Source organism: Streptomyces sp. NPDC031111 (assembly GCF_055570675.1).
The window spans coordinates 80,489-101,604 of record NZ_JBVIGS010000021.1; the positions used below are offsets into that span (position 1 = coordinate 80,489).

Consider the following 21,116-nt stretch of genomic DNA (forward strand, 5'->3'; position numbering starts at 1 on the left):
GGAGACACCCCTAGTAGCCGCCGGACGGTGTGTGGTCCGTCAGCGCCAGTGCCCGCAGGAAGTCGTGCAGGCGCAGGAGCCGGCGGGCCAGCAGCCGGGCGGGGGTGGGGGCGTCGGGGGCGTAGGCGGTGGTCCACAGGGCCGGTATGAGATCCATGTCCTCAGGATCGGCAGCCCCCGCCCAGCGGTCCAACAGATGGTTTCGCTGGGATCGATCTCTAGAATGAATGGATGGAGATCCGTCAGCTCCGTCATTTCATGGCGGTCGTCACCGAGGGCAGCTTCACCGCCGCCGCACGCGCCGAGCTGATCGTGCAGTCCGCGCTCAGCACCTCGATCCGCAATCTGGAACGGGAGCTGGGCGCCGATCTGTTCGACCGCACCGGCCGTCGGGTCGTCCTCACGGAGGCGGGGCGCGCGCTGCTGCCGCAGGCGCGGGCGCTGCTGGCCGGGGCGCGGTCCGCGCGGGAGGCGGTGGCGGCCGTGGCGGGGCTGGAGGCCGGACGGGTGGCCATCGGCACCATCCAGACGCTGACCTGCGTCGATCTGCCCGCCGAACTGGCCGCCTTCCATCAGGGGTTCCCCGGTGTCCAGGTCTCCGTGCGGGACGCCACGGTGGACGAGCTGACCGAGGCGCTGCGGGCGGGCGAGCTGGACCTGGCGTATCTCGCGCCGGACGCGCGGGAGCTGCCGGAGGGGCTGACGGTGCACGCCACCTGGCACGAGGAGCTGGTGCTGATCACCGCGCCGGGGCATCCGCTCGCCGCGGCCGGCCGGACGCTGATCAGGGATCTGGCCGAGGAGCCGTTCGTGGACTTCCGCGCGGGGACCGGTCTGGAGACCGCCGTACGGCGGCTGGCGGCCCACTGCGGGCTGCGGCGCCGCATCACCTGTGACGTCACCCAGGCGGGGCTGCTGGTGGATCTGGTGCGGGCCGGTATCGGGGTGGCGTTCGTGCCCCGGCCGATCGGTGAGCGGGCGGGGCTGCCGTGCGTCACGGTCCGGCAGCCCGATCCCGGGCGCACGGTGGTGCTGGCCGGGCGGGGATCACGGCCGCGCAACCCGGCCGCGGCGGCCCTCCTCGATCATCTGACGGGCCGCCCGGAGGGCGTCAGGGACGAAGTGCCCGCAGCAGCAGGTCCGCCAGGTGGTCGGCGACCTCCTGAGGGCTGAGCGGGCCGTCGGGGCGGTACCAGGTCGACAGGTGGTGCACGGAGCCGAAGTGGTAGTCGACCACCAGGTCGGCCGGGGTGGCCGTGGAGAACACGCCCTCCCGCTGGCCCTCCTCGATCAGGGCGCGGAAGCGCTCGTGGTAGCGGCGGCGCTCGGCGCGCACCTGCTTGTTCTTCTCCGGGCTGAGGTGGTGCATGGAGCGGAAGAAGATCGACGCGTCGTCGAGGTTCTCGATCGTGGTGACGACGACGTCGGCCGCCGCCCCGCGCAGCCGCTTCTCGATCGGCTCGTCGGAGTCCGCGAAGTGGTCCAGGCGTTCCTGCTGGAGGCGCAGGACACGCGCGTACACCTCGTGCAGCAGGTCGTCCTTGGAGCCGAAGTAGTGGTAGAGCGCCCCCTTGGTGACGCCGGCCGCCTCGACGATCTCCTGCACCGAGGTGCGGTCGTAGCCCTGCTCGGCGAAGAGCCGGGTGGCGGCGGCCAGGAGCCGCTGCGGCACAGGAGTCCCGTCACCGTCCGTCGTCCTGGGCACTGCCGCCACCCGCCTTTCCGTGTCGCTGCTAGTTGTCGTGGGTCAGGGAACGCAGTTCCCGCCGGAGGATCTTCCCACTGGCCGTCTTCGGCAAGTCCGGCAGGATCTCCACCTGGCGCGGATACTTGTAGGCGGCCAGTCTCTCCTTGCAGTACGCGGCGAGCGCGGCCGGGTCCGTGTCGGCGCCGGGGCGCAGGCTGATGAAGGCCTTGACGGTCTCCCCGCGGTAGCCGTCGGGCACTCCGACGACGGCGGCCTCGCGCACCGCCGGGTGCGTGTAGAGCACGTCCTCGACCTCGCGCGGCCACACCTTGAAGCCGGACGCGTTGATCATGTCCTTCTTGCGGTCGACGACGTACAGCCAGCCGTCGGGGTCCATGAAGCCGATGTCGCCGGTGCGCAGCTCGCCGTCCGGGAAGGTCTCGGCGGTGGCGTCGGGCCGCCGCCAGTACCCGGGCACCACCTGGGGCCCGCGCACGACGATCTCGCCCTGCTCGCCGAAGGGCACGTCCTCGCCCCGGTCGTCCACGATCCGTACGACGGTGTCGGGGCCCGGCACGCCGACGGCCAGCGTGCCGGACGCCTCGTCCACGGGCGCCTCCAGGTGCGGCGGGACGGAGGCGCAGGGTGCGGTGCATTCGGTCAGTCCGTAGCCGTTGCGGATGTACGGCCCGAAGCCGGCCCGGAACTTCTCCACCAGGGCGGGCGGCAGCGGGGCGCCGCCGGAGGAGATCACCCGGAACGAGGAGAAGTGGTCGCGGCGCACGTCGGGGTGGGCGGCCAGCGCCATGAAGGCGGTGGACGGGCCGACGGTGTAGTGCGGCCGGTGCTCGGCGAAGGCGTCCAGGACCACACCGGACTCGAAGCGGTACGCCAGGACGAGGGTGCCGGCGCTGTTGAGGCAGGCGCCGAGCTGGCAGACCATCCCGGTGATGTGGAACAGGGGCGCGAGCGCGAAGTACACGGGCGCCTCGGGCAGGCCGAGCCCGGTGCGCTGCCGTTCCGCGTTGTACATGATGTTGCGGTGGGTGTTGGTGGCGCCCTTCGGCGTGCCGCTGGTGCCCGAGGTGTAGCTGATCAGCGCGGTGTCGCCGGGAGCGGGGTCGCGGTGCTCGGGGGCCGTGCGGCCCTCGCGGGCGACGGTGGTGAGGTCGTCGGCGTCGGGTGCCTGCGGGAGCCGCTCGAAGTTCAGCACGCGGGCGTCGCCGCGCGTCTGGAAGTCCAGCTCGCAGCCGGTGAGCACGATCCGTACGGGCGAGCCGGCGGCCGTGTCGCGCAGATACGACTCCCAGGCCCGGTCGGAGCAGATCAGCGCGGCCACGTCGCCGTCGCGCAGGACGTGGGTGACCTCGCCCGACTTGTACATCGGGTTGACGGGCACGACGACCGCGCCCGCCTTCCAGGCGCCGAGCAGGGCCAGCACGAAGTGCGGGGAGTTCTGGAGCAGGATCGCCACGCGCTCGCCCCGCTCCAGGCCGCGTGCGGCGAGGTGGCCGGCGACGGAGTCGCTGAGTTCGTCGGCCTCGCGGTAGGTCAGGCGGCCGTCGAAGTAGGCGAGGAAGGTGCGGTCGGGTGTCTCGGCCACCGCGCGGCGCAGGGCGTGCACCAGCGAGGGGGCGGGGTCGAGGGGGGCGCGCTGGGCGTCGGTGAGGAGGGCCAGCCAGGGCTTGGCCGCGTAGCGGGAGCCGGTCACCGGCCGGCCTCCCAGTGCTGCTGGATGCGGTTCATGCCGGAGAGCCAGCGCTCGGGGTCGGCGGCACGGGCCTGGTAGTACTCGGCGACCTCCGGGTGCGGGAGGATCAGGAAGCGGTCCTCCTCGATGCCGCGGAAGAGGGCGTCGGCCACGTCCTCCGGTTCTATCGCGGTCGGCTTGAGGACGAGGTCGCCCGCGCTGCCGCTCGCCTCCAGCATGTCGGTGCGCACGCCCTGCGGGCAGATCGCGTGGACCTTCACCCCGCGGTGGCGGTACGTCAGTGACAGCCACTCGGCGAAGGCGTAGGCGCCGTGCTTGGTGACGCTGTAGGGGGCGGTGCCGATCATGGTGAGCAGTCCGGCGGCGGAGACGGTGGAGACGAAGCGGCCGCTGCCGCGCTCCAGCCAGTCCGGGAGCAGGGCGTGCGCCGCGCGGACGTGCGCCATCACGTTCACGTCCCAGGAGAGCGCCCAGCCCTGCTCGTCGAGCGGGTCGCCCGGCGCGCCGCCGTCGCGGCCGACGCCCGCGTTGGCGCAGTAGACGTCGACCGTCCCACCGAGCGCGTCACGGGCCTCGGCGATGATCGCCGAGGCGTCGCCCGGGACGGCGATGCCACCGGTCTCCTCGGCGACGGCCTTCGCCCGGTCGGCGTCCAGGTCGTTGACGACGACCCGTGCTCCCTGGGCGGCGAAGCGGCGGGCGAGCGCCGCTCCGATGCCGCCCCCGGCTCCCGTGACGACCACCTTCGCACCCTGCACGGCTTGCACCATCGGTCTCCTTCGACGCGGCTCCCAGCGGTTCCGGCGTCAGACTAACCGGTCGGTATGCGCGGTGGAAGAGGTGTTCGGCGCGGGCTCGGTCCGGTTCGTTCCCCGGGGCGGTCTCGCACGCTAGCGTGCGTGGGCATGACACCCGCCGCGATCACGGAGGTCACTGAATGAAGCTGTCCAGACGGAGCCTGCTCGCCACCACCGGGGCCGCGGTGGCGGCCTCCGCCGCACCGGCCGCCGCCGCTTCCGGCCCGGCGCAGGGGGGTGGCCGCGGGCTGCGCACCGGGTTCGAACGGCTCGCCGCGGACGGCTACGCGCTGCTCGACGGGCGGCGCGTGGGCGTGGTCACCAACCCGACGGGCATCACCCGGGACGTGCGGCACATCGTCGACGTGATGCACGCCGACGACCGGGTGGACCTGATCGCGGTCTTCGGCCCCGAGCACGGCTTCCGGGGCACCGCGCAGGCGGGGGGCTCCGAGGGCCGCTACGACGACCCGGCGACCGGTCTGCCCGTCTACGACACGTATCTGAAGAGCGGTCAGGCGCTCGCCGACATCTTCACCGCGTCCGGGGTGGACACGGTCGTCTTCGACATCCAGGACGTCGGCGCGCGGTTCTACACGTACATCTGGACGCTGTTCGACTGCATGGAGGCGGCGCGGCTCGCCGGCAAGTCCTTCGTGGTCCTCGACCGGCCGAACCCGGTGTCCGGGCGGGCGGCGCTGGGCCCGGTGCTGCACAAGGAGTTCGCGACCTTCGTCGGGCGGGAGCCGATCTCGCAGGCGCACGGGATGACGGTGGCGGAGCTGGCGCTGCTGTTCAACGGGGAGTTCCTGACGGCACCGGTGCCACTGGAGACCGTACGGATGTCGGGCTGGAAGCGGTCGGACTTCTATGACGCGTCGGGGCTGCCCTGGGTGCCGCCGAGCCCGAACATGCCCACGCCGGAGACGGCGCTGGTGTACTCGGGGACCTGTCTGTTCGAGGGCACGAACCTGTCGGAGGGGCGCGGGACCACCCGGCCGTTCGAGCTGCTGGGCGCGGAGGGGATCGACGGGCGCTGGGCGGCCGAGGCGAACGGGCTGGGGACGGCGGGCGTGCGCTTCCGGGAGGCGTACTTCGCGCCGACGTTCTCCAAGTTCCAGGGGAAGACCGTCGGAGGCGTCCAGCTGCATGTGCACGACCGGGAGGCGTTCGATCCGGTGCGGACGGGGATCGGGCTGCTGATCACGGCCAAGCGGTCGTGGAGCGGCTTCGCCTGGCGTGCGGACAACTGGATCGACAAGCTCACCGGCTCCACGCTCGTCCGGACGATGATCGACGCGGGCGCGGACACGGACGAGGTGGTCGGCGGCTGGCAGGAGGAGCTGGCGGGGTTCCGGAGGACGCGCCGGGAGTACCTGCTCTACCGCTGAGCGGGTCGTACGGGACGGCGGCGGGTCGCGGGTGGCGGCCCGCCGCCGTCGTGTGTCGGGCCATCGCCGACGCTGTGACCTGCGACGACACGATTCCGGCCGCCGTCGGCCGGTACCGCGGGCCGGGCGGATCGGCACCCGGAGTGCATATCGGCGGCGTCTTCAGGAACCCGTGGAAGCCGCGGGGAGTTCTCAGGCTGTCGAGGAGGGGCTCCTCCCTGCGGGGAGGACACGGAGCGGCTTACCGCCGGTATCCCCGTGAACGACCACAACTGAAATACGGATCACGGGAGTTGACCCGTGAGTCCCCGCGGCCGGCTGATGGGGGCCATCGGAAGAAGGATGGAGCCGATTCGCGTGTCGATACGTCTATTCGGCGACGTCCGTTCGACGACGCCGAAGTGACCGGACTACAGGTGCAGGTGTGACGGAGGTGCAGGACGATGGCCGGTTTCCGGAGTCTGGCGAGACAGGTCCGAGATCCACGGTGCGATCTGGCACTGCGGCGCTATTCGCTGCGCAAGTGCCTTGAGCGATTCGCGCCTTATGGGCACAGGGCGACCTGGGACCATCTGTGCTCGCGGGCCGGGTTCGATCCCGAGGACCGCTCCGTCGACCCGGCGCGGCTCGTGGCCGCACTGGACGAGCTGGAGGAGGCCCGGGCGGTCTGGCTGGCCTATGAGGTGGAGTTCGCCGAACGCCGCAGGAAGGAGAAGCACGACGGGCTGCGCAGGCCGGGCAGTGTGGACGACTGGCACCGGCTGACCTGGGGCGGTTTCGGTGTGGCCTGGTGCGACGATCCGCGGGTGCATCCGCGCGAGCCCCTGGCCGAGGTGCTGCGGCGGCTGATAGCGGCGCTGGAGCGCGAGCCGGGCACGGCGTGCCCCGTGTGCCGGGGGGAACGGCTCATGTGGCGCTACGACCTGGATCACGAGCCGTCGACCGGCCCGGTCTGCACGGACTGCGGAATCCTGGTGCCGCGTCCCGTGCTCACTCCCGGAGCCCTGGCGGACGCCCGCCGGGCGAGGCTGCTGGTGTCGGCCTGAGCGACGGGCCTCGGGAGGTGCGCCGGGGATGCCGCACCCCCGATGGCTCGGGGACCGTAGCAGGCCGTAAACCGGTCGTTCCAGCGTTTTGTTCCACGGACAGTTGAGGGCGATGAGACACCTCTGAGAGCCCTGGAGCTGTGCCGATGTCGACGCTGCGCGTCACCGCCGAAGTCCTGACCGTCCACGAACACCCGGGTGCCGACGCCCTCGAACTGGCCCAGGTGGGCCTGTACCGGGCCGTCGTCGCCAAGGGCGCGTACCGCACGGGTGACGCCGCGGTCTACATCCCCGAGCAGTCCGTGCTGCCGGCCGCGCTGATCGAGGAGCTGGGCCTGACCGGCCGCCTGGCGGGCGGGAACCACGACCGGGTCAAGGCGATCCGGCTGCGCGGCGAGCTGTCGCAGGGCATCGTGTGCCGGCCGAGGGCGCTCGCGGACGTCGACCTCGCACGGGCCGCCGCCGACGGCACCGACTTCGCGGAGCTGCTCGGCATCACCAAGTGGGTGCCACCGGTCCCGCCGACCATGAGCGGCGAGGTGGAGTCCGCGCCCGATCTGCTGCCCTGGGTCGACATCGAGAACATCCAGCGCTACCCGGGGATCTTCGCTCCCGGCGAGCCCGTGGTGCTCACCGAGAAGGTGCACGGCACGGCCTGCCTGCTGACGTACGCCGCCGAGGAGGACCGCGTGTACGTCTCCTCCAAGGGGTTCGGCGCCAAGTCGCTGGCACTGAAGGAGGACCCGCGCAACCTGTACTGGCGGGCGGTGCGCGGTCACGGTGTCGCCGAGGCCGCGGCCGGCCTCGCGGCGCGGCTGGGGGCCCGGCGGGTCGGCATCTTCGGCGAGGTGTACGGCGCGGGGGTGCAGGACCTGGCGTACGGCGCGGACGGGCGGCGCGACACCCTCGGGTACGCCGTGTTCGACGTGTCGGCGGAGATCGACGGACGGGTGCGGTGGCTGGACGCGGCGGAACTGCTGGACGGGCGGCTGCCGTTGGTGCCGCGGCTGTTCGCGGGGGCGTACGACAGTGAGCGGGTGCTGGAGATCGCGAGTGGGCGGGAGACGGTGTCCGGGCGGGAGCTGCATCTGCGCGAGGGGGTGGTGATCCGGGCGGCCGTGGAGCGCCACAGTGCGGTGACGGGGGGCCGGGCGATAGCGAAGGCCGTGAGCCCGGCGTATCTGACCCGCAAGGGCGGTACGGAGTACGAGTGACCGGGGTGCCGTGGGTGGCGCGGGGGTACGGATGCTCACCGGCGCTTGCCGGGCGCCGCTGCACCCACCCGTGCCGCCCCAGCGGCACGACTGCCCGCAGCTGTGGGTCAGCGGCTGCGCTTCTCGGCCAGCAGGCGGGAGCCCGTGAGGTGGTCGCCGGTGATGTCGTTCGGGTTGGACAGGACGCAGGTGTCCAGTGACAGGCAGCCGCAGCCGATGCAGTCCGTGAGATGGTCACGCAGCCGGTTCAGCTGCCGGATGCGTTCGTCCAGCTCGGAACGCCACACCTCGGAGAGGTGCGCCCAGTCCTCCCGCGTGGGTGTGCGTTCCTCCGGCAGTTCGGCGAGCGCCTCACGGATCGTGGCCAGCGGGATCCCCACGCGCTGGGCGGCGCGGATGAAGGCGACCCGGCGCAGCGTGTCCCGGGCGTAGCGGCGCTGGTTGCCCGGGGTGCGACGGCTGCTGATCAGGCCCTTGGACTCGTAGAAGTGCAGGGCCGACACGGCGGCGCCGCTGCGGGCGGCCAGCTGGCCCACGGTGAGCTCGTGGATCTTCTCGGGAATCTGAGGCACTCCCCGAACCCTACCCACCCGTCCGGCGGGCGGTTCCGTTGACAGGGGCCGCCCGGCCCACCATGCTAAGCAGTTGCTTAGACATGCGCAGACGGATGCGCTGCGCCTACGTGACGCGAGAGGCCGGGACATGGCAGAGCCGAGGATCTTCACATCCGTCGACGACCTGAAGGCGGCGGTGGGCGAGCAGCTGGGGTACACCGACTGGCTGGAGGTCGACCAGAAGCGGATCGACCTGTTCGCCGAGGCCACCGGCGACCACCAGTGGATCCACGTGGACCCGGAGAAGGCCGCGGCGGGACCGTTCGGGACGACCATCGCGCACGGCTACCTCACGCTGTCGCTGCTGCCGCTGTTCGGCCCGCAGCTGATCTCCGTCGAGGGCGTGAAGATGGGCGTCAACTACGGCACCAACAAGGTCCGCTTCCCCGCCCCGGTCCCGGTCGGCTCGCGGGTGCGCGCCACCGCCACGGTCACCGCGGTCGACGAGGTGCCGGGCGGCGTCCAGGTGGCCACGGCCTTCACCGTGGAGCGCGAGGGCGGCGACAAGCCGGTGTGCGTGGCCGAGTCGGTGGCCCGCTACTACCTCTGAGCGGACCCGGTCGCCCCGACCATCCTGAGCACGAGGTCGGCGTAGAGCGCGCCGACCTCCTCGGGGGTGCGGGGCCCGTCGACGTTGAACCAGCGGGCCACGTCGATGCAGAGGGAGAGCACGGCGAGGGTGGTGCCCCGCACGTCGATCACGTCGAACTCGCCGGAGCGCACGCCCTCCTCGATGATCCCGCGCACCTCGGCGTCGACCTGCCGGCGCAGTCCGAGGATCTCAGCGCGGGCCTCGGGACCGAGCGAGTCGAGTTCGTACTGCACGACCCTGGCGGTGGTCCGGCCGCCCGCGTGCCAGCGGACGAAGGAGCTGACCGCGTCGGCGAGCCGCTCGGTGGGGCTGCCCTCGGCGCGGGCCGCCGTGCGCAGGATCTCCACCGCTTTCTCGTGGCCGATCCTGCTGATGCGGTGGAGCAGCTCTTCCTTGGTCTTGTAGTGGATGTAGAGCGCTGCCGGGCTCATGCCGGCGCGGCCGGCGATGTCGCGGGTCGTCGTGGCGTGGTAGCCGCGCTCCGCGAACGCCTCCACGGCGGCGAGCAGCAGCCGTCGGGCCGCGTCGGGCGTGACCTCACCCCACGGCTGCGCCTCACCGCCGGCCGTCTCCTCCGCCGTACTCATCGCTCACCTCATTCGCTGGCAGGGGTAACACCATACCGGCAAGGGTGAGCGGGCGCTTAGCGCGCCCTCCCGATGATCAGAGCTTCTGGAGCGGGTCGTGCTCGGCGAGGAGCTTCTCCAGGCGGGCCTGGTCGACCCGGTTGACGATCTGCCCGGCCTCCTGGCGGTCGCGGATGACCTTGGCCAGGGTGAAGGCGGAGGTGACCAGGTACAGGACCGCGATGCCGAGGAAGGCACGGACCCAGGCGTCGGTCTCCAGGTTGAAGATACCGACCGCGGTGGCGCCCAGGGCCACCCCGAAGGACGCGACGGCCTGGCCGTAGAAGGCGGCCGTGCTCTGCTGCTTGACCGGTGTGTCGCTCATGGGGACAAGAATCGGCGGATGTGGCCGCCGCCACATCCGCTCGGATACTCAGAAGGCGTACTCAGAACGCCGAAACCCCGGTCAGCGCACGGCCGATGACGAGTTTCTGGATCTGGCTGGTGCCCTCGTAGAGGGTCATGACACGGGCGTCGCGCAGGAGCTTGCCGGCCGGGTATTCGTCGATGTAGCCGTAGCCGCCGAAGACCTGGAGGGCGTTGTTGGCGGCGCGGACGGCCGCCTCCGAGGCGAAGAGCTTGGCCTTGGAGGACTCGACGGCGAAGGGCCGGCCGCGGTCGATCAGATCGGCGACCCGCCAGGTGAGCAGCCGGGCCGCGTCTACGTCCACGGCGATGTCGCTGATCAGCTCCTGGACGAGCTGGTGACGGGCGATGGGCTTCCCGAACTGCTCCCGCTCCCCCGCGTACCGCACGGCCGCGTCCAGGGCGGCCTGGGCTATGCCGACACAGCCGGCCGCGACCGACATCCGGCCCTTGGCGAGGGCGGACATGGCGACCGAGAAGCCCTTGCCCTCCTCGCCCAGCATCGCGGAGGCGGGCACACGCACGTCCTCGAGCACCAGCTCGGCGGTGGCCTGGCCGCGCAGGCCGAGCTTGCCGTGCACGGTGCGGCGGGTCAGTCCGGGGGTGTCGGTGGGGACGAGGAAGGCGGAGACGCCCTTGTGGCCGGGGGCGTCGGTGGAGCGGGCGAAGAGCAGCACGACGTCGGCCCAGGTGCCGTTGGTGATGAACATCTTGGTGCCGTTGACGACGTAGTCGTCGCCGTCGCGGACCGCGCGCGTGGTGAGGTTGCCGGCGTCGGAGCCGGTGCCCGGTTCGGTGAGGCCGAAGCAGCCGACGTACTCCCCGGAGGTGAGCCCCGGCAGCCAGGCGCGCTTCTGCTCCTCGCTGCCCCAGGCGGCGACGGTCTTGGCGACCAGGCCGAGGGAGACGGAGACGATGCCGCGCACGGAGGAGTCGCCGCGGCCCAGTTCCTCGGTGACCAGGCAGTACGCGAGATGGTCGCCGCCGCTGCCGCCGTACTCCTCGTCGACGGTCAGCCCGAGGAAGCCGACCTCGCCGAGCTTCTTCACGATGCCGCGGTCGACCTCCTCGGCGCGGTCCCAGGCGGTGGCGTGGGGCACGACCTCGCGCTCCACGAAGTCCCGGGCCAGCCGGCGGACGGCCTCCTGCTCCTCGCTGAGCTCCAGGTTCATACCGAGTCACCCCATGTGAGATTTAAATTAGCACTGCTAGTTTACAGGCGCAGCCCTACTATGTGCGCCATGGCCCGACCGCGCAAGCCCTTGCTCAGCACCGACCGGATCGTCGGTACGGCCCGCGCGCTGGTGGACGCGGAGGGTCTCGCGGCCGTCTCCACGCGCCGGCTCGCCGCGGAACTCGGGGTGAGCGGGCCCTCGCTCTACAACCACTTCCGGACCAAGGACGAGATCCTGGAGGCGGTGGCCGACTCGGTGAGCGCGCTGGTCGACCTGTCGATGTTCGAGGACGGCCGGGAGTGGCGGACCGCGCTCCACGACTGGGCGGTCTCCTACCGGGCCGCGCTGCGCGACCACCCGAACATCGTTCCCGTCCTGGCCCGCGGCCCGGGCCGCCGCCCGGCGGCGCTGCGGCTCGCCGACGCGGTCTACGGCGCGATGGTCGAGGCGGGCTGGCCGCCCGCGCAGGCCACGTCCATCGGCGCGCTGATGCGGTACTTCATCATGGGCTCCGCGCTCGGCTCCTTCGCGGGCGGCTTCGTGGACGACGCCGGCGCCTACGATCCCGCCGACTACCCCCACCTCGGGCAGGCCCATCTGCTCGCCGAGCAGCAGGAGAAGATCGACGAGCGGGCCTTCGAGGCGGGGCTGACGGCGCTGCTGGACGGGCTGGCGCTCCAGTACGAGCGGGTACGGGGCGGGGCGTAGCGGTCGCACGACACTTCGGTGAGCGCCGAACCGTCCGTACCGCATGCTGGAGGGCATGACCTCCAAAGACCCCCGGGCGGCCGGTCTCGCCCGGTTCGCCGCGCTGGTCGCCGACGAGACGCGGGCGGCGTGTCTGCTCGCGCTGCTGGACGGGCGGGCCTGGACGGCGGGTGAGCTGGCCCGGCACTCCGGGGTCGCCGCGTCCACGCTGAGCGAGCACCTGGGCAAGCTGGTGGCGGGCGGGCTGCTGACCGAGGAGCGGCAGGGGCGGCACCGGTACGTGCGGCTGGCCGGCACCGGGGTCGCACAGCTGGTGGAGGACCTGGCGGCGCAGGTGGCTCCCGGTGCCGCCGAACGCCCGCGCACGCTGCGGCAGTCGGGTGCCGGGTCGGCCATGGCGCGCGGACGCACCTGCTACGACCATCTCGCCGGGCGGCTGGGCATCGCCGTCACGGACGCCCTCACCGCACGAGGTCTGCTGCTCCAGGACACCGGGTTCGCGCTCACCGACGCGGGCCTGCGCTGGTTCGGCGCGGCGGGCATCGACCTGGACCGCCGCGGACGCCGGCCGCTGGCCCGGGCCTGCCTGGACTGGACGGAACGCCGCCCCCACCTCGCCGGAGTGGCGGGCGCGGCCCTGTGCCGGCACGCCCTGGACACGGGGTGGTGCGTGCGCATCGGCTCCGAACGGGCGGTGAAGGTGACCGAGGCCGGCGAACGCGCGCTGTCCGAGCTCCTCGGGATCGACACGGAGGCCCTCCGCTGACCGCGGGCCGCCGTCCGAAATCCGCGAGCTTCCCACTCGTACCCTCTCCTAGCCTCGGGAGCATGATGAACGTCTCCTCGCGTCCCGCCCTCCGCCCGGAGGTGCTCGCGGCCTGCGCGGCTGCGGTCACCGTCGTGCTGTGGGCCTCCGCCTTCGTGTCCATCCGCAGTGCGGGGGCCGCGTACTCGCCGGGGGCGCTCGCGCTCGGCCGGCTGCTGGCCGGGGCTCTGACGCTGGGGGCGATCTGTCTGCTGCGCCGGGAGGGGCTGCCGCCCCGGCCGGCCTGGCGGGGGATCCTGATATCGGGGGTGCTCTGGTTCGGGTTCTACATGGTGGCCCTCAACTGGGGCGAGCAGCAGGTCGACGCCGGTACGGCGGCGCTGGTGGTGAACATCGGGCCGATCCTGATCGCCCTGCTCGGCGCCCGTCTGCTCGGGGACTCGATGCCGCCCCGGCTGCTGGCGGGGATGGCCGTTTCGTTCGCCGGTGCGGTGACCGTGGGGCTGTCGATGTCCGGCGAGGGCGGGTCCTCGGTGCTCGGCGTGGTGCTGTGCCTGCTGGCGGCCGTGGCCTACGCGGCCGGGGTGATCGCGCAGAAGCCGGCGCTGGGCGTGGCGAGCCCGCTCCAGGTGACGACGTACGGGTGCCTGGTGGGGGCGGTGGGCTGTCTGCCGTTCGCCGGGCAGCTCGTGGGGGAGGCCGCCGACGCGCCCGTCTCCGCCACGCTCAACATGGTCTATCTGGGCGTCTTCCCGACCGCCCTGGCCTTCACCACCTGGGCCTACGCCCTGGCCCGTACGACCGCAGGCCGGATGGGCGCGACGACGTACGCCGTACCCGCGCTGGTCGTGCTGATGTCGTGGCTGGCGCTCGGCGAGGTGCCGGGCCCGCTCACGCTGGTGGGCGGCGCGCTGTGTCTCGCGGGTGTGGCGGTGTCCCGGTCGCGGTCGCGGGCGGCGGCGCGGGCGGCCGAGGCCCCGGTTCCCCGGGAGGAGGCCGCCCGCGAGCCGCGCTAGGGGGTCTCCCCGTCAGAAGACCACCAGTGCCCGTCCGCCCTTGCCTGCCAGCATGTTGTCGAAGGCGGCCGGGATGTCGTCCAGGGTGATGCGTTCGGTCACCAGGGCGCCCGGGTCCAGGCGGCCGGCCTTGATGTGCTCGGCGAGGACCGGCAGGTCGCGGGCGGGGTCGGAGTTGCCGTAGACGCAGCCGGTGAGGGTCCGGCCCCAGTGGAAGATCTCCAGGGCGTTGAAGGTGACCTGCTGGTCCTTGCCGCCGATGCCGACGACCGTGGTGCGTCCGCCCCGCCGGGTGGATTCCCAGGCCGTGCGGATGGTGGTCGCGCGGCCGACGCACTCGACGGACACGTCCACGCCCTCCTTGCCGGTGAGGGCGCGGATCTGCCGGGCGGTGGTGTCCGAGGCGACGAGGTAGTCGGTGGCGCCCGCCGACCGCGCGAGCTCCTCCTTCTCCGGGGAGACATCCACTGCGACGATCGTGGACGCGCCCGCGACACGGGCCGCCTGGAGGGCGGCGAGGCCCACTCCCCCGACGCCGAACACGGCGACCCGCTCGCCCGGTCGCACCCCGGCCGAGTGGTGGACGGCGCCGTAGCCGGTGAGCACCGCGCAGCCCAGGAGGGCGGCGTCGGTGAGCGGGACGCCGTCCGGGGCGGGCAGCACGCAGGACGCGGACACCACCGTCTCCTCGGCGAACGCGGCGACGTTCAGCCCGGGGTACAGGTCGGTTCCGTCGTCGGTGCGGCGGGCGTGCACTTCGGCGGCGCCGGCCAGCGCGTTGGCGCACAGCCAGACCTCGCCGCGTGCGCAGGCCGGGCAGGCGCCGCAGGACGGGGCCCAGTTGAGGACCACACCGTCACCGGGCGCGACATGGGTGACGCCCTCGCCGACGGCGACGACCGTGCCGGCGCCCTCGTGGCCGAGGACGGCCGGGACCGGCAGGCGCATGGTTCCGTTGGACAGGGACAGGTCGGAGTGGCAGACCCCGGCGGCGGCGAGCCGGACGCGGACCCGTCCGGGGCCGGGCTCGGGCAGGTCGATCCCGGTGATCTCCAGCGGGGCGTCGACGGCGGGCAGAACGGCGGCACGTACGGCCATGGCGGATACGACTCCCCTAGAACTGGAGGGACTTGGTCTGGAGGTACTCGGTGAGGCCGTGGGCGCCGAGTTCGCGGCCGACGCCCGACTGCTTGTAACCGCCGAAGGGCGCGAGGGGGTTGAAGCGGCCGCCGTTGATGTCGACCTGGCCGGTCTCCATGCGGCGGGCGAAGGCCACCGCCTCCGCCTCGTCACCGGCCCAGACGGCGCCCGCCAGGCCGTAGACGGTGCCGTTGGCGATGCGCAGGGCGTCCTCCTCGTCCGCGTAGCGCAGGACCGACAGGACAGGCCCGAAGATCTCCTCCTGGGCGACGGTCATCTCCGGGGTGACGTCGGCGAAGACCGTGGGGCTGACGTGGTAGCCCTTCTCGTGCGGGGAGTCGGGGCCGCCCGCGACCAGCCGGGCGCCCTCGGCGACACCCTTCTCGATGTACCCGCGCACGCGTTCCCGCTGCCTGGCGTTGACGAGCGGGCCGATGCGGTCGGCGTACTTCGCGGCGGCGGACGCGGCGAGCTCCACGGCCTCGTCGTACTGGTCCCGGTGGACCAGCATGCGGGTCCAGGCGCTGCACGTCTGGCCGGAGTTGGACATGACGTTGGCGACGCCGACGTTGACCGCGCGGGCCAGGTCGGCGCTCGGCAGGATCACGTTGGCGGACTTGCCCCCGAGCTCCAGGGCGACCTTCTTCACCATGCCCGAGGCGATCGCGCCGATCCGGCGGCCTACGGCCGTGGAGCCGGTGAAGGAGACCAGGTCGACGCCCGGGTGCTCGGCGAGGGCCTGCCCGGCGACCGGGCCGAGGCCGGTGACGAGGTTGAACACGCCCGCCGGGATACCGGCCTCGTGCACGGCCTCCGCGAACAGCCGGGCGACCAGCGGGGTGTCCTCGGCGGGCTTGACGACGATGGTGCAGCCGGCCGCGAGCGCGGGGGCGGTCTTGGCGACGATCTGGTGGAGCGGGTAGTTCCAGGGGGTGATCGCCCCGACCACTCCGACGGGCTCGTGGAGGACCGTCGAGTTGCCCGTCCGCTCCTCGAAGGAGTACGTCGCCGCCAGCTCGGCGTAGGAACCCGCCACGGCGATCGGTACGCCCGCGTGCACGGCCCCCGAGAGCTTCAGGGGCGAGCCGAGTTCGGCGGTCACCGTCTCGGCGATCTCGTCCTGCCGGGCCACGAGCACGTCCCGGAGCGCGGCCAGGCGGGCGGCGCGCTCGGCGGGCGGGGTGGCGGCCCAGGCGGGGAGGGCGGCGCGGGCGGCGCGCACGGCGGCGTCGACGTCCTCCACGGTGCCGGCGGGGACGGTGGCGATCACCTGCTCGTCGGCCGGGTTCACCACCTCGATCACATCCGGTCCGGCGGCGGGGCGCCAGGCGCCGTCGATGTACATGCCGTCGTATGCCTTCATCGCGCTTCCTCCGGGGCGGGGCGTCGGTGTCCGACCGCTCAGTATCGTGCGAGCTCCTAAACTAGCGATGTTAGTTTTTCCGCGCCAGAGGTCTCCCGCGTCTACGAGGTCACTCGTCCAGGTCCGGCAGTCGCGCCGGGTTGGGGCAGATCCGTTCGCCGTTCTGGTCGAAGACGAAGAGGTGGGCGAGGTCGACCAGGAGGGGTACCTGCATGCCGTGCCGGAGTCGGATGTCGGGCGTGGTGCGGACGATGAGGTCACCGGGCACGCACGGCTCGGCGGAGACGGGCACCGGGTCCGGCCGCTCGGGCTCGTCCGACGCCCCCACGGGCCCCGCCCGCAGCGCGCCGGCCCGCTCCCGCAGCCGCCCCAGGACCGAGCCCTCGCGGCGGCGGCGCCGGGCCGGACGGCCGGGCACCGGACGCGGCGCCTCGAGATCGGGCACGACGGCGGGGCGGGAGCCGGTGTTGAAGTGCACGAGGACCTCGTGGCCCTGGAACTCCAGGTGCTCCACGAGACCGGTGAGCGCCACCTCGCCGGTCCGGGCGGCGGACGGCTTGGCGATCCGTACGGCCTCCGAGCGCAGGCCCACGATGACCTCGCGGCCCTGCTGCACCCGCAGCAACTGGTGGTCCAGGGACAGGGGTTCGGGCAGCCGCAGGAACTGCTTGCCCAGGCTGATGGTCATCGCCCCGTCGAGCGGGGCGCGCACCAGACCGCGCAGCAGATTGATGCGCGGGGTGCCGATGAACGCGGCGACGAAGACATTGCTCGGCAGCGCGTACACCGTGCGCGGGGTCCCGACCTGCTGGAGGACGCCGCCGCGCAGTACGGCGACGCGGTCGCCGAGCGACATGGCCTCGGACTGGTCGTGGGTGACGTAGACGGTGGTGACGCCCAACTCCCGGGTGAGCTGGGAGATCTCGGCGCGCAGTCGGTTGCGGAGCTTGGCGTCGAGGTTGGACAGCGGCTCGTCCATCAGGAAGGCGGAGGGGTGGCGGGCGATGGCCCGGCCCATGGCGACGCGCTGGCGTTCTCCTCCGGAGAGCTGGGCGGGGAAGCGGTCGAGGAGGTCCTCGATGCCGAGCATGCGGGCGGTGGCGTCGACGCGCGGGGCCGGGTCGGTGCCGGGGGCCTCGATGCGGAGCGGGAAGCCGATGTTGTCCCGGCTGGTCATGCTCGGGTACAGGGCGAAGTTCTGGAACACCATCGCCATGTCCCGGTCGGAGGGGGGCAGTTCGTTGCCGTACTCGCCGTCGAGGAACAGCCGGCCCTCGTCGATGTCCTCCAGCCCGGCGATCATCCGCAGCACGGTGGACTTGCCGCAGCCGGAGGGGCCGAGCAGGACGAGGAACTCGCCGGGCGCGATGTCCAGCGACAGCCGGTCCACCACGCGGATGCCTCGCGTGTATGCCTTGCTCACGTCGTGCAGGGAGATGGCGCGTGTCATGAGGGTGCCCCCGGGGGCGTGTCAGGGCGCTGGTGCTCCGCGTTCGGAACGCCCCGTGCGGGTCGTACGGGACGTGTGAGTCACGGAAGCTAACGGAAAGTAGGCAGCCGGGGGAAGATGCTGGGCGGGAACTGGGCGGGGGCGTCCGCTTCGTGAGAAAGCGGACGCCCGGATTCGCCCCTGCGGGGCGGTCTTTTGCATGGAGCTTGGGGGGCGTGGCCGGTGGGGTGCGTGCGGGTCGTGTGGGGCTTGGCGCGCAGTTCCCCGCGCCCCTGAGCGGCGTGGCCGCCGGTGGGTGAATGCCGGTCCTGTGGGGCTTGGCGCGCCGTTCCCCGCGCCCCTGGGCGGCGTGGGCGCCGGTGGGTGCGTGCCGGTCGTGTGGGGCTTGGCGCGCCGTTCCCCGCGCCCCTGAGCGGCGTGGCCGCCGGTGGGTGAGTGCCGGTCGTGCGGGGCTTGGCGCGCCGTTCCCCGCGCCCCTGAGGGGGTGGGCGCCGGTGGGTGCGTGCCGGTCGTGTGGGGCTTGGCGCGCCGTTCCCCGCGCCCCTGAGCGGCGTGGCCGCCGGTGGGTGCGTGCCGGTCGTATGGGGCTTGGCGCGCCGTTCCCCGCGCCCCTGAGCGGCGTGGCCGCCGGTGGGTGAGTGCCGGTCGTGTGGGGCTTGGCGCGCCGTTCCCCGCGCCCCTGGGCGGGGTGGGCGCTCGCTAGTGATTTGTGCGGGGGCGGGGGGTGGTCTTTTGGGGGGACTGGGGGTTTTGGGTGGGGGCGGGTGGGGTGCGTAGGGCGATGCCTGAGGAGAGGAGGAGCAGGGCGCCGAGCATGATGAACGGGGCCGCCACGCCTGCGATGCCCGCGATCAGGCCCGCTGCCGCGGGGGCGGCTACCTGGCCCAGGCGGTTGCCGGTGAGGCGCAGGGCGAGGGCGGTGGAGCGGGCGTCGGCGGGGGCGGCCTGTACGACCGTCGTCATCGACAGCGGCTGGCCCACGCCGAGGCAAAAGCCGAGGACGGCCAGGAGCAGCGCCAGCGCCCAGACCGGAAGGGGCAGCGCGACGCCCGCGCACAGCAGCGCCGCCAGCAGACAGGTCACCGTCAGCAGCGTCGTACGGCCGAGCAGCCGCAGTAGGGGCGTGAGCACCAGCCGGCAGGCGATCGTCGCCGCCGCGCGGAGGCTGAGCAGCAGGCCGATGACGGTCGGGTCGATGCCCCGGTGCTCGCCGACCACCGGGAGGTAGGCGGTGAGGATGTCGGTCGCGGACAGCACGGCCAGGCTGATGAGGATGCCCGCGGGGACGCCCCGGGCGCGCAGGATGCCGCGCACCGGCACCCGCCGGCCCTGTTCCTTACGGGAGGTCGGGGCGCCGGGTCGTTCTATGCGCCACAGCGAGGTGAGCGCGACCGCTCCGCCCGCTCCCGCCGCCAGCAGGGCGAACGCGCTGGTGCGGGCCATGTCGGGGCCGATCAGCGCGCCCGCCGCGATCGGGCCGACCAGCTGCCCCAGCGAGGCGCCGATGGTGAAGTGGCCGAAGTTGCGGTCCTGTTCGCGCGGCGCGGACTGGCGGGCGACGAGCGACTGCGCGCCGATGACGAAGCAGAGGTGGCCGAGGCCCATGACCCCGCTCCACAGGGCCATCGTCCACAGCGAGCCGGCGAGGCCGCTCAGCGCGCAGCCGCCGGAGATGAGCACCACGCCGACCGGCAGCAGGGGCGCGCAGCGGCCGTGGTCGGTGCGCCGGCCGAGCGGTACGGCGGCGAACAGCGGCAGCAGTGCGTACACGCCCGCGATCACACCGATCGCCCGCTCGTCCGCGCCGAGTGCCAGCGCCCGGTAGGAGACGGCGGGCCGGGCCATCGACACCGCGCCCTGCGCGAAGCCGAAGGCGATGACGAGGCGGAGCAGCCAGCCGCGGTTCCCACCGGGCGTCATGATCGGGTCCTTTCCGACAGAGGGCCGGGTACCGGGCTCAGATGATGCCGAACAGGATTCCGGCCGCGAGGATCACCAGGCAGATCATGGCGGCCCACTTCACCACGAAGCGCGTGTGGTCGCCGAACTCGACCTTCGCCATGCCGACCAGGACGTACACCGCGGGGACGAGCGGGCTGGACATGTGCAGCGGCTGGCCGACGAGGGAGGCGCGGGCCATCTCCAGCGGGGAGACCCCGTGCGCGGCGCCGGCTTCGGCGAGGACGGGCAGGACACCGAAGTAGAAGCCGTCGTTCGACATGAAGTAGGTCAGCGGCAGGCTCAGCAGGCCGGTGACCAGGGCCATGTGCGGGCCCATGCCCTCGGGGATGACGTCCACCATCCACTTGGCCATGTGGTCGACCATGCCGGTGCCCTGGAGGACGCCGGTGAAGACGGCGGCGGCGAAGACCATGCCCGAGACGTTGAGGACGTTGTCGGCGTGGGCCGCGAGACGGGCCTTCTGGTCGGGGATGTGCGGGAAGTTGACGGAGAGCGCGAGGGCGGCGCCGAGCAGGAACAGCACCGGGATCGGCAGCAGCTCCATGATCATGGCGGTGAGCAGGCCGACCGTGAGCAGCGCGTTGAACCAGTACAGCTTGGGGCGCAGGGTGGGGCGGTTCGGGTCGAGGCCCTGGAAGTCGTCGTCCTCGGCGTCGGCGTCCGTGCCGGCGCCGGAGCCGCCGGCCGGGCGGGTGCCCCCGCTGCCGGAGCCCGCGCCGACCAGCACGGTCTCCGTCTCCTTCTCCTCCTCCTTCACCAGCGCCTCGTCCAGCGTCAGCACGCCCAGCCGCCTGCGCTCGCGCAGACCGAGCACGTACGCGAGGACGACGACGCCCAGCAGCCCGACCAGCAGGGCCGGGATCATCGGGACGAAGATGTCGCCGGCGTCGAGCTTCAGCGCTGTGGCGGCGCGGGCGGTCGGGCCGCCCCAGGGGAGGGTGTTCATCACGCCGTTGGCCATGGCGGCGACGCCGGTCATCACGACCAGGCTCATCTTCAGGCGCTTGTACAGCGGGTACATCGCCGAGACGGTGATCATGAAGGTGGTGGAGCCGTCGCCGTCCAGGGACACGATCGCGGCGAGCAGCGCGGTGCCGACGACGATGCGCATCGGGTCGGCCTTGCAGAACCGGAGGATGCCGCGGACGATCGGGTCGAAGAGTCCGACGTCGATCATCACACCGAAGTAGACGATCGCGAACATGAGCATCGCCGCGGTGGGGGCGAGGCTGGACACGCCGTCGATGACGTAGTCACCGAGGTGGGCGCCCTTGCCGACGAACACGCAGAAGAGCGCGGGAATCAGCACGAGCGCCGCGATCGGCGACATCTTCTTCAGCATGATCAGGACCAGGAAGGTCGCGATCATGACGAAGCCGAGGATGGTCAGCATGAGTGGATACCTAACGTTCGCCCTTGAACATCCCACCAGGGCCGGCGGTGCGACGACGTTAGGTGCCGCCAAGCTGCGTTAACAAGACGTTGACGTGCG

21 protein-coding genes are annotated in these 21,116 nt (G+C 72.6%); 8 read left to right on the forward strand and 13 right to left on the reverse strand.

Going from position 1 to position 21,116, the window contains the following annotated elements:
* Positions 1-10 precede the first annotated feature (10 nt).
* Positions 11-157, reverse strand: a complete 147-nt coding sequence (locus tag ACZ470_RS33310; protein WP_468433334.1) for a hypothetical protein — start codon at positions 155-157, stop codon at positions 11-13.
* A gap of 74 nt (positions 158-231) precedes the next feature.
* Here ACZ470_RS33310 and ACZ470_RS33315 point away from each other — a divergent pair, with 74 nt between their 5' ends.
* Positions 232-1,173, forward strand: coding sequence for a LysR family transcriptional regulator (locus tag ACZ470_RS33315; protein WP_468433336.1), 942 nt, complete (start codon positions 232-234; stop codon positions 1,171-1,173).
* Here the strand turns inward: ACZ470_RS33315 and ACZ470_RS33320 are convergent.
* The 3 genes from ACZ470_RS33320 to ACZ470_RS33330 are packed head-to-tail and all read right to left on the reverse strand — an operon-like array spanning position 1,112 to position 4,168.
* The gene (locus ACZ470_RS33320) at positions 1,112-1,705 is read right to left on the reverse strand and encodes a TetR/AcrR family transcriptional regulator (RefSeq protein ID WP_466925739.1); all 594 of its coding nucleotides are present in this window, start codon (positions 1,703-1,705) and stop codon (positions 1,112-1,114) included. The two genes, ACZ470_RS33315 and ACZ470_RS33320, sit on opposite strands and share 62 nt — an antisense overlap.
* Positions 1,706-1,733: 28 nt before the next feature.
* Positions 1,734-3,398 carry a class I adenylate-forming enzyme family protein gene (locus ACZ470_RS33325; RefSeq protein ID WP_468433338.1) on the reverse strand — a complete coding sequence of 555 codons (1,665 nt, stop codon included), beginning with the start codon at positions 3,396-3,398 and terminating at the stop codon, positions 1,734-1,736.
* On the reverse strand, positions 3,395-4,168 hold the full coding sequence (locus ACZ470_RS33330; RefSeq protein WP_468433340.1) for an SDR family oxidoreductase: 774 nt from the start codon (positions 4,166-4,168) through the stop codon (positions 3,395-3,397). Before ACZ470_RS33330 ends, ACZ470_RS33325 begins: the two co-directional genes overlap by 4 nt.
* Positions 4,169-4,335: 167 nt before the next feature.
* Between ACZ470_RS33330 and ACZ470_RS33335 the strand changes: the two genes are divergently transcribed.
* The 3 genes from ACZ470_RS33335 (at position 4,336) to ACZ470_RS33345 (ending at position 7,846) form a co-directional block, all read left to right on the forward strand.
* Positions 4,336-5,586, forward strand: a complete 1,251-nt coding sequence (locus ACZ470_RS33335) for an exo-beta-N-acetylmuramidase NamZ family protein (protein WP_468433343.1) — start codon at positions 4,336-4,338, stop codon at positions 5,584-5,586.
* Positions 5,587-6,029: 443 nt separating this feature from the next.
* Positions 6,030-6,632, forward strand: coding sequence for a hypothetical protein (locus tag ACZ470_RS33340; RefSeq protein WP_468433344.1), 603 nt, complete (start codon positions 6,030-6,032; stop codon positions 6,630-6,632).
* Positions 6,633-6,778: 146 nt separating this feature from the next.
* A complete protein-coding gene (locus ACZ470_RS33345; protein ID WP_468433346.1) occupies positions 6,779-7,846 on the forward strand; it encodes an RNA ligase (ATP) in 1,068 nt (355 codons plus the stop codon).
* A 107-nt stretch (positions 7,847-7,953) separates the two neighbouring features.
* Here ACZ470_RS33345 and soxR read toward each other — a convergent pair whose 3' ends face one another.
* Positions 7,954-8,418, reverse strand: a complete 465-nt coding sequence (gene soxR, locus ACZ470_RS33350; RefSeq protein ID WP_468433347.1) for a redox-sensitive transcriptional activator SoxR — start codon at positions 8,416-8,418, stop codon at positions 7,954-7,956.
* A gap of 130 nt (positions 8,419-8,548) precedes the next feature.
* On the opposite strand from soxR, the gene ACZ470_RS33355 reads away from it, so the two are divergent.
* The gene (locus ACZ470_RS33355; RefSeq protein WP_468433348.1) at positions 8,549-9,010 is read left to right on the forward strand and encodes a MaoC family dehydratase; all 462 of its coding nucleotides are present in this window, start codon (positions 8,549-8,551) and stop codon (positions 9,008-9,010) included.
* Here ACZ470_RS33355 and ACZ470_RS33360 read toward each other — a convergent pair.
* The 3 genes from ACZ470_RS33360 to ACZ470_RS33370 all read right to left on the reverse strand — a co-directional run bounded on the left by ACZ470_RS33360 (position 9,001) and on the right by ACZ470_RS33370 (position 11,216).
* Positions 9,001-9,639 carry a TetR family transcriptional regulator gene (locus ACZ470_RS33360; RefSeq protein ID WP_468433349.1) on the reverse strand — a complete coding sequence of 213 codons (639 nt, stop codon included), beginning with the start codon at positions 9,637-9,639 and terminating at the stop codon, positions 9,001-9,003. The genes ACZ470_RS33355 and ACZ470_RS33360 overlap by 10 nt on opposite strands.
* Before the next feature lie 76 nt (positions 9,640-9,715).
* On the reverse strand, positions 9,716-10,003 hold the full coding sequence (locus tag ACZ470_RS33365) for a YiaA/YiaB family inner membrane protein (RefSeq protein ID WP_150153759.1): 288 nt from the start codon (positions 10,001-10,003) through the stop codon (positions 9,716-9,718).
* 61 nt (positions 10,004-10,064) lie between these two features.
* Positions 10,065-11,216 (reverse strand): acyl-CoA dehydrogenase family protein, encoded by a 1,152-nt coding sequence (locus ACZ470_RS33370; protein WP_468433351.1) that lies wholly within the window; start codon positions 11,214-11,216, stop codon positions 10,065-10,067.
* Positions 11,217-11,285: 69 nt separating this feature from the next.
* Between ACZ470_RS33370 and ACZ470_RS33375 the strand changes: the two genes are divergently transcribed.
* From ACZ470_RS33375 to ACZ470_RS33385, 3 genes are all read left to right on the forward strand, one after another.
* Positions 11,286-11,927 carry a TetR/AcrR family transcriptional regulator gene (locus tag ACZ470_RS33375; RefSeq protein WP_468433352.1) on the forward strand — a complete coding sequence of 214 codons (642 nt, stop codon included), beginning with the start codon at positions 11,286-11,288 and terminating at the stop codon, positions 11,925-11,927.
* A 55-nt stretch (positions 11,928-11,982) separates the two neighbouring features.
* Positions 11,983-12,693 (forward strand): ArsR/SmtB family transcription factor, encoded by a 711-nt coding sequence (locus tag ACZ470_RS33380; RefSeq protein ID WP_468433354.1) that lies wholly within the window; start codon positions 11,983-11,985, stop codon positions 12,691-12,693.
* A gap of 62 nt (positions 12,694-12,755) precedes the next feature.
* Positions 12,756-13,709, forward strand: coding sequence for a DMT family transporter (locus ACZ470_RS33385; RefSeq protein ID WP_468433356.1), 954 nt, complete (start codon positions 12,756-12,758; stop codon positions 13,707-13,709).
* 12 nt (positions 13,710-13,721) lie between these two features.
* Here the strand turns inward: ACZ470_RS33385 and ACZ470_RS33390 are convergent, their stop codons facing one another.
* The 5 genes from ACZ470_RS33390 to ACZ470_RS33410 all read right to left on the reverse strand — a co-directional run bounded on the left by ACZ470_RS33390 (position 13,722) and on the right by ACZ470_RS33410 (position 21,053).
* The gene (locus ACZ470_RS33390; protein WP_468433358.1) at positions 13,722-14,807 is read right to left on the reverse strand and encodes a Zn-dependent alcohol dehydrogenase; all 1,086 of its coding nucleotides are present in this window, start codon (positions 14,805-14,807) and stop codon (positions 13,722-13,724) included.
* 16 nt (positions 14,808-14,823) lie between these two features.
* Positions 14,824-16,212 (reverse strand): aldehyde dehydrogenase family protein, encoded by a 1,389-nt coding sequence (locus ACZ470_RS33395; RefSeq protein WP_468433359.1) that lies wholly within the window; start codon positions 16,210-16,212, stop codon positions 14,824-14,826.
* A 109-nt stretch (positions 16,213-16,321) separates the two neighbouring features.
* Entirely contained in the window at positions 16,322-17,662 is a 1,341-nt protein-coding gene (locus ACZ470_RS33400) for an ABC transporter ATP-binding protein (protein ID WP_468433360.1), read from the reverse strand.
* 699 nt (positions 17,663-18,361) lie between these two features.
* Positions 18,362-19,582, reverse strand: a complete 1,221-nt coding sequence (locus ACZ470_RS33405; RefSeq protein WP_468433361.1) for an MFS transporter — start codon at positions 19,580-19,582, stop codon at positions 18,362-18,364.
* 37 nt (positions 19,583-19,619) lie between these two features.
* The gene (locus tag ACZ470_RS33410) at positions 19,620-21,053 is read right to left on the reverse strand and encodes a CitMHS family transporter (protein ID WP_468433424.1); all 1,434 of its coding nucleotides are present in this window, start codon (positions 21,051-21,053) and stop codon (positions 19,620-19,622) included.
* Positions 21,054-21,116: the final 63 nt, after the last annotated feature.